We start from the raw sequence: 7479 nt of genomic DNA, 5'->3' as shown, positions 1-7479 counted from the left end.
AGATTTCAGCCGATCCAGCTCCTGGAGCTTCAGGTTGGCTTCCTCCAGGTCTTTGGTGGCCGCCCGGACCTTTTCCTCCAGGTGATCCCTCGATTCCTGCAGGCGCATATCCATTTCTTGGAAAGCTAGCCTTAGAGACTCAATCTCATCGCCGGTTTTTACCTGGCCGATGGCCGGGTCATATCCTCCGCCGATCCGCACGGCAGCTTCCTTTAGTTGGTGAACAGGCTGGATCACTAATCGCCGAATCAGCAGGTAGAGAGTAAAAATGACAGCCGCCATTATCCCCAGTCCGGAAAGGAAAAGTGTCCAGTTGTTCGAGCTGATTGCCCGATCGGCTTCATCCATGGGGATCATGATGCTAATTCCCCCTTTTATGTCGCCTACTTTATAGCCCTGGACCTCATGGCATTGCAGGCAAGACCTATCAACCAGCAAAGGGGCGATGTAGCGGTAAGTCCTTCCTTCCGGGGTTTGCTCAATACGGTGGGCCTCGGGGAGATCTTTTTGCTCGAAGGCCTGGAGGGTCCAGCGTTCGAAGTCATCAGGTGAGTTCTTAGGATCCAAAGGCCGGAGGCTGGTCACCCGAAACTTATAAAGTCCCCCCTTTTCGGCAAAATCCGATAGCTCCCGCGTAACCAAAGCCGGGTTCCGTTTGGTATAGATCTTCCCGGTTTGGTCTTGAATCTCCGCGTCTTTTAGGTAAGGGTTAGTCTTTACTCCGGGCAGCTTTTCTACAAATACGCCGCCGTGTTTGGCTACCCATTGCCGGGTTATGAGGATCTGCTGGGCAAGGATCCGAGATTGTTTCTCCACTTGCTGTAATATATATTCTTCTTGTTTGTGGGAGGTCCAATAAAAAATTCCCCCAATGGAAAGCCCGATGACCAGCCCGATGGCCAGCAGAAACTTCGTCCCCAGGGTCCAATTCATCTTCGGCCTCCAAGCGCGATGTTCCTGGACGCGAAAAACAATATAGCAAATATGCTCAAAAAAGTCATGGCCGGTAAAATTACAATGGAAAGAGAGATTGGAGGAGAAGAAGAGATGAGCCTAAAGTTTTCTGAATTGTCCCATTCAGAACCCTTTCGGTTTTTGGCTCACCCACCGGACGACTGCTTCTAAAGGCTCCCGCTCGCTGCGGAAACGGTTGACCGGTGCATCCCAATCCGGGTGCCCGATGGCCATGCCGATGACAATTTGATCTGACTCAGGAATACCCGTGTAACGTCGGACAACGTCCGCAAACCAGACCGAAGTAGCCATAAAGCAGGTACCCAAATATTTTTCGGCAGCCAACAAGGCAATATTCTGGGCCAACAAGCCAGCATCGAATATGGAGTATGGCCCCAGGGTTCCATCGATATGGATGTAGATAGCCTGAGGAGCCCCAAAAAATTTGAACATGTTCAGCATGTGCCTAGTTCTTGCATTCTTATCCCCTCGCCCGATGCCCAACAACTCAAATAACCGTTTTCCATTTTCTTTATAACGCCGGGACAACACTTCTGGCCATTCTTTAGGAATGGCCACGTCCGTCCGAGGAGCTTCCCCGGCTGATGCTTCCTGCACGAATTCTTTGATCATGGTTTGAAAGATTTCTCCCCCTACGACCGTAACCTTTCCGGGCTGGGTGTTACCCCAAGAAGGTGCTCGGAAAGCGGATCGAAGAATCTCTTGCAAAATTTCCAAGGGGACAGGTTTTTCAAGGAAAGCGCGAATGCTTTTCCTGGTTTCCACAGCATCGTTCACATTCATCTCGATCTCATCCCCTCTGATCGCTTTAATAAAATTTAAAACTCGAAACCTGAAACTCGGAACTTTTCGGCTAGGTCTAATGATTTAGGCTTTACACCTTAATTACCTTCCCTGCTTGAATTAATGAGGTTAGGATCTCATACATGTTCGAGACTTTCCCCACTTTCAGATCCTTTTTTACTCCGAAATAATCCAAACAAGTTCCGCAGGATAGGATCTCCACACCTTTCGCGGCGAATTCCAGCAGGTCCTCCAGAACTTCGGATCCCGCGCAAGCCAGTTTTACACCGTTATTCACGAAAATGATTTTCTTCAGGTTGGTTTCTGATTGCTCTAACGTCTGCAGGAAGGATCGCATCAGAATTTTTCCTAAATCTTCTGAACCTCGGCCGAGAGAATCAGCATCGATGAAAATGGCTAAGTCGGTGGCAACCTGGCCCTGTCTCGCTTCGGCTTTTTCGGATCTATTCATTCCGCTTCTTTTAATGGTCAAAAAAAATGTGCCTTTTTCTTCAGCCACGCTTACTCGACACCCTTGGCTTTCAGCAAACCGGCGCACATTTTCTTTTGAACCCGCGTTATCCACTAGAACCACAACTTCTCCGGCTTCCTGATCTTCCAAGGCCTTTTTCGTTTCCATGACGGGCTGGGGGCAAGCCAGTCCCCGACAATCGATCCGCTTCATTCATCCCTCTCTTCTCTTGAGTCTTCTTTCTGCTTGTTGTAATATAGCATAAAATATCTGGCTCTGAGAGGCCTTATGCCTGCCAACCTTCCTCCCCAATATAAGGAAGCCGAAGAACGTTACCGCCTAGCAAGGACCAACGAAGAAAAGGTCCTGGCTTTGGAAGATATGCTGGCGATCATCCCCCATCATAAAGGGACAGATAAACTTATCGCCCAGCTGCGCAAACGCCTTTCCCAACATAAATTAGAAGCGAAACGCCGCCCTTCAACCTCCCGGCAAATTGACCCTTTTGTCGTCAGAAAAGAGGGAGCAGCCCAGGTCTTGTTGGTGGGGTTGCCCAACGGGGGCAAATCTCAAATTTTGGCCTCATTAACCAACGCCCTTCCGATGATTGCCGACTACCCTTTCACTACCCGTCTACCTTTGCCGGGGATGATGAGATTCGAGAACATTCAAATTCAAATGGTGGACACTCCCCCCTTGATGGACGAATACGCTGAGTCGGGCCTTTTCAACCTCATCCGCAACGCCGATGCTCTGGTGATCGTCCTGGATTTGACCGAAGACTGCCGGACCCAGATCGAACTTGTCCTCGAAGAACTGGATCACCGTAAGATCAGGATTCTAAAGAAAGGGGAAGAAAAAAGGACAGAGTTTGGTCTTTTTTATAAAAGGGCTGTTTTCGCCGGTAACAAGGCCGACCTTCAGGTAGCCCAGGTGCATTGCCGAAAATTGTTAGAAGAATTTTCAGAAATTTACCCCGTCTTGTGTGTCTCCGCCCAGGAAAACCTTAATCTGGATGAGCTAAAAAAAGATATCTTTGGCATCTTGGATACGGTCCGCGCCTACACCAAAGCTCCAGGCAAGCCCGCGGATTTACAAGACCCGGTTATCCTGCCCAAAGGAAGCACAATCCTTGATTTTGCTGCTCAAATTCACAAAGATTTTGCTCAAAAATTAAAATTCGCTCGCATTTGGGCCAAGGAAAAATATAATGGGCAGATGGTCCAGCGGGATTATGTGCTCAAAGACGGGGACGTCGTTGAACTGCATACCTAAAGACCGTAAGGCGTAAGTCGTGAGTGGTGAAAGAATACCCCCCCCTCACGTTAAGCCTTACGCCTTACGCCTTGCGTTTTAAGTTTTACTTTGGCTGACTGATGGAAGCCCTTGCTGGGGCTCGCCTAATAAGAATTTTCCCTTCTGGATCCAATCTTTCAGGATTTCAGCAATCTTCTTCGCCTTGGGATAACTGGACAGCGGCGTGCTCGGAATTTCTTTCCCGTTGAATTTAATCTTTCCGCCCTTGAGCTGCTTGTAGTTCACCTCACCTAAGCTCTGGATGGGACCTCCTTCCGGGTAATCCTTACTGTAATCCACGATCTGGGTGTAGATGTCTTCATCCTTCACCGCCGTATACTGGGCGATTTCTTCATTCAAGAGAGGAATGGGCACCCCCACCCCTACGATTAACGTACAGCCATATCCTTGAAAACTGGCTCCCACCAGCCATTCTGGACTCATCTCCTTTAAGTCCCCCAGCACGGAAAGCGTCCCGGCTGGCGTTCTGGGTACCTGGTTGGCACCCCTTTTCACGCTGGGATTATGCTGCGTGCCCCGCCAGACGATAAACCCCTGTCCCCCGCCGAGAAAGATCCTCGAACCAATCCCGATGGTTTGGTAAAGCGGGTCATTTAAGAGGGGGCTTAACTGCCCGGCGCTGCAATAGTTCGCATTTCCCCCCTTCGGACGCAATACTCCCATGTAAGTATAAATCGTTTTATCGGATAAATTGACCGCACAATTATAATTCTGGTAGGCATTGCGGGGGTTGAAGAGAAACGCTTCTTGGGCCGTTTTTACAGTGATCTCCTTCTCCAGCTTTTTCCTGGGATAGCAGTCCGTACCGTATGCTTCGGCGCGGAGAGTCAATGTTTTGCCGGCAACGAGATCCTGGATAACATGCCCTCCCCCATACTTGAATTCCCCGGGAAAAACTTTATTCAGAGGATCATCTTCTGAAGGTTCGGTTACTCCGATATAGATATCTACTGCCGCCATCCCTGCAAAAACTGGGACATCATTTAACCAGGCTTTCGCCGCTTTTATCCGCGGCTGGGAATGGCCGAAGTTCATGAAAGCCCCCGAAGAACACATCGGGCCGAAGGTTCCGGTGGTAACCACATCGACTTCCAAAGCTGCCTTTACTACTCCTTTTTCCTCGACGATATCGATGATTTCTTCCGCCGTGACTACAACAGCCTTGCCTTTCCGTATCTTCTCGTTAATCTCAGCAATGGTTTTATTAACCTTGTGCGGATTCATTCTTTCCTGCTCCTTTCTTTCCCTCCCCTCTCAATATTTTTAAAGCCTCCTGTCACCATTCCTTCGCAAGTACATCTCGGGACAGCAGATCCTCTGAGAGGAGGATAGATTTTAAGGGTTGATTTGAAAAAATTACGCATCTCCATATCTTCTTCACTCATATTGCTTTCCCGATCCATCGCTTCCACCTCCTCTCTTTGGAAATAAAAAAAGCCCCTTCTTGGTTGATAAGAAGGGGCTTGGGTTTGTCCAATCCGATCTTATCTTCCAAGGTATCACTACCTTGCTGGAATTAGCACCAGCATCCCGCCTTAAGCGGGACCGGTTGCTGTGGTTTCTTCGGGCCAGTCCCTCCACCACTCTGAATAAGACGTTTATATTTTATCTGAACTCGATAATCCTTGTCAAGATAAATTTTTTATTCTCGAAAAAATCCTCCTTAAATATTCCGTTCCGAATCCGCCTAAGGCAGGATGCCCCCGGAGAATGAATCAACCTAGCATTTTAACTCTTTCAAATAAAATACATAAAACGGTGATCCAGTTGTTTCTCGATCCCCAGTTCTTTGGCCATTTTGCACATCTTTTCCACTGAAACAGAGTCAAAATATTCAGAGAGGCGTTTCCCCGCTTCCTGCCAGATCACTTGGGCGACGCAGTTCCTTTCCCTCCGACATTTTTTCCTTCCTTTAGAAGGCCGGCCGCAGAAAACAGGCTCCATTGACTCTTCCACGGCCCGGATTACATCGCTCACCGCAATCTTCTCGGGTTTTCGGGCTAAATAATATCCCCCCTTGGGGCCACGGATGCTTTTCACAATGCCCCCCCGTTTTAATTTTTGAAAAATCTGTTCCAAGTACCGGGGAGTAATTTCCTGACGTTTAGAGATCTCTTTGATCTGGGTAGGTAATCCTCCCGAATGGTAGGCGATGTCAAAAATCGCCCGGACTCCATACCGACTCTTGGTTGATAATTTCATAACACCCTCCCGCCGATATGGGCTCCTTATATAAAACTTTATTAAAAATGTCAAGATAAAAGCATTCTCGCCCTCCTTCACTTTGTATATTCAGTTATAAATTCCTAAAGATTGGGGAGAAGGAAGCATCTTCCTGCCTCCATCGGATCGAAAATACTAAAGAAATATAAAAGTGAAGGGAGGCAAGAAAAGCATTTTAAAACCATTTTATTCGACGACCTTATATCCAGCATCCTCGATGGTCTTGCGGATTTTTTCCGGGGAAACGTTCTGAGGATTTTCAAAGGTAGCCTCCCCCTTCACCAAATTTACCCGTAGGTTCGTAAGACCGGGGATCGAGCTCAATGCTTTGGTTACGGACATCACACAATGCTGGCAAGTCATTCCTTGAATTTTAGCTTTTTCCACTGTCTTCCTCCTTATGAAGAACTTTATCTGCCTCTTCCCCATTCAATACCCTTGTAGAGAATCTGCAATCATTTCTTCAGATGGTCGAGCTGGCAAAAAGATACCCTGCCCCTCCTGAGGGCTTCTTCCCTTTTACAAAAATTGAATCTCAACCTTTTGATTCGCAATCATTTTTACGCCCGAAAATAAGGCGATCCCCCCATCGGCGACCTGAACCTTCTCAACCTCAAGGCATTGGACACAACGGTTACCGAAGAAAGCCCCATGGCGGCCGCGGCATAAATAGGATTCAGAAGAATGCCGAAGAAAGGGAAGAGAACGCCGGCCGCAACTGGGATCAAGATAGAGTTGTAAGCAAAAGCCCAAAAGAGGTTCTGCTTGATGTTTCTGAGAGTGGCTTTGCTGAGGGCAATGGCCGTCACGACCCCCCGTAGATCACCGCTGATCAAGGTGATATCCGCGGATTCCATGGCCACATCGGTTCCGGTTCCGATGGCAATCCCTACGTCCGCCTGAGCCAGAGCCGGAGCATCGTTGATGCCATCTCCCACCATAGCCACCTTCTTTCCTTCAGCCTGAAGTTTTTTCACCTCATTCGCTTTCCCCTCTGGGAGAACTTCGGCCAGGACTCGGCCGATTCCGATCTGCCTCCCGATGGCCTCAGCCGTCCTCCGGTTATCTCCGGTAATCATCACCACCTCGATCCCCATCTTCTGGAGGGCCTTCACGGCCTCCTGAGAATTTTCCTTCAGGGTGTCGGCCACGGCGATGATGCCGGCCGGGTTTTGGTCGATGGCCACAAACATAGGGGTCTTTCCCTGATGGGATAGTTCTTCGGCCTTCCCTCCGAGATCCCCCAAAGATATCCCTCGATCATTCATCAATTTGGCATTCCCCATCAGGACCGACTTGTTATCGATGGTGGCCTCAATTCCATGACCGGCAATCGCTTTAAAATCTTTGGGATCGATTAAAGGGATGTTCTTTTCTTTGGCTCGGTTGACAATCGCCTCTCCCAAAGGATGCTCCGAACCCTTCTCTGCCGAGGCGGCATAGCGCAAGATTTCCTCTTCCCTCTGACCGTTAAACGGAACAATATCCGTAATCGAGGGTTGGCCTTTGGTCAGCGTTCCTGTCTTATCCATCACAACGTCGGTGATCTTATGGGCGGTTTCCAGCGCTTCCCCCCCGCGAATCAAAACCCCGTTCTCCGCCCCCTTGCCGGTTCCTACCATGATGGAAGTGGGGGTGGCCAAGCCCAGGGCGCAGGGGCAGGCGATAATCAAAACCGCTACAAAGTTGAGCAGCCCGTAGGTAAGGGC

Annotated in this window: 8 protein-coding genes and 1 riboswitch; of the genes, 1 reads left to right on the top strand and 7 read right to left on the bottom strand. The window is 49.1% G+C overall.

The window, feature by feature from the left end; all coding sequences use genetic code 11:
* The 3 genes from Q7V48_02750 to yedF all read right to left on the bottom strand — a co-directional run.
* Positions 1 to 933: DUF3365 domain-containing protein (locus Q7V48_02750; GenBank protein MDO9209656.1), on the bottom strand; the 933-nt coding region annotated here is incomplete at its 3' end.
* A 144-nt stretch (positions 934 to 1077) separates the two neighbouring features.
* The gene (locus Q7V48_02745; GenBank protein MDO9209655.1) at positions 1078 to 1758 is read right to left on the bottom strand and encodes a nitroreductase; all 681 of its coding nucleotides are present in this window, start codon (positions 1756 to 1758) and stop codon (positions 1078 to 1080) included.
* A 91-nt stretch (positions 1759 to 1849) separates the two neighbouring features.
* Positions 1850 to 2443 (bottom strand): sulfurtransferase-like selenium metabolism protein YedF, encoded by a 594-nt coding sequence (yedF, locus tag Q7V48_02740; protein ID MDO9209654.1) that lies wholly within the window; start codon positions 2441 to 2443, stop codon positions 1850 to 1852.
* Positions 2444 to 2518: 75 nt separating this feature from the next.
* Here yedF and Q7V48_02735 point away from each other — a divergent pair, with 75 nt between their 5' ends.
* The gene (locus Q7V48_02735) at positions 2519 to 3505 is read left to right on the top strand and encodes a TGS domain-containing protein (GenBank protein ID MDO9209653.1); all 987 of its coding nucleotides are present in this window, start codon (positions 2519 to 2521) and stop codon (positions 3503 to 3505) included.
* Positions 3506 to 3583: 78 nt separating this feature from the next.
* Here the strand turns inward: Q7V48_02735 and Q7V48_02730 are convergent, their stop codons facing one another.
* The 4 genes from Q7V48_02730 to Q7V48_02715 form a co-directional block, all read right to left on the bottom strand.
* Positions 3584 to 4771 carry a homocysteine biosynthesis protein gene (locus Q7V48_02730; protein MDO9209652.1) on the bottom strand — a complete coding sequence of 396 codons (1188 nt, stop codon included), beginning with the start codon at positions 4769 to 4771 and terminating at the stop codon, positions 3584 to 3586.
* A 257-nt stretch (positions 4772 to 5028) separates the two neighbouring features.
* Positions 5029 to 5143, bottom strand: a riboswitch (SAM riboswitch).
* A 141-nt stretch (positions 5144 to 5284) separates the two neighbouring features.
* Positions 5285 to 5749: an Rrf2 family transcriptional regulator gene (locus Q7V48_02725; GenBank protein MDO9209651.1), complete on the bottom strand. Its 465-nt coding sequence runs from the start codon at positions 5747 to 5749 to the stop codon at positions 5285 to 5287.
* Positions 5750 to 5956: 207 nt separating this feature from the next.
* Positions 5957 to 6157: a heavy metal-associated domain-containing protein gene (locus tag Q7V48_02720; protein MDO9209650.1), complete on the bottom strand. Its 201-nt coding sequence runs from the start codon at positions 6155 to 6157 to the stop codon at positions 5957 to 5959.
* A 173-nt stretch (positions 6158 to 6330) separates the two neighbouring features.
* On the bottom strand, positions 6331 to 7479 hold a 1149-nt coding region (locus tag Q7V48_02715; protein ID MDO9209649.1), incomplete at its 5' end, for a heavy metal translocating P-type ATPase.

It is taken from the genome of Deltaproteobacteria bacterium (assembly GCA_030654105.1).
In the GTDB taxonomy this organism is placed as follows: domain Bacteria; phylum Desulfobacterota; class SM23-61; order SM23-61; family SM23-61; genus JAHJQK01.
This window is presented reverse-complemented; position numbering and strand designations above follow the sequence as displayed.

Coding starts and splice junctions, on each gene's coding strand:
- yedF (MDO9209654.1), bottom strand. CDS start 2,443: ATGAAGCGGATCGATTGTCGGGGACTGGCTTGCCCCCAGCCCGTCATG.
- Q7V48_02725 (MDO9209651.1), bottom strand. CDS start 5,749: ATGAAATTATCAACCAAGAGTCGGTATGGAGTCCGGGCGATTTTTGAC.
- Q7V48_02745 (MDO9209655.1), bottom strand. CDS start 1,758: ATGAATGTGAACGATGCTGTGGAAACCAGGAAAAGCATTCGCGCTTTC.
- Q7V48_02730 (MDO9209652.1), bottom strand. CDS start 4,771: ATGAATCCGCACAAGGTTAATAAAACCATTGCTGAGATTAACGAGAAG.
- Q7V48_02735 (MDO9209653.1), top strand. CDS start 2,519: ATGCCTGCCAACCTTCCTCCCCAATATAAGGAAGCCGAAGAACGTTAC.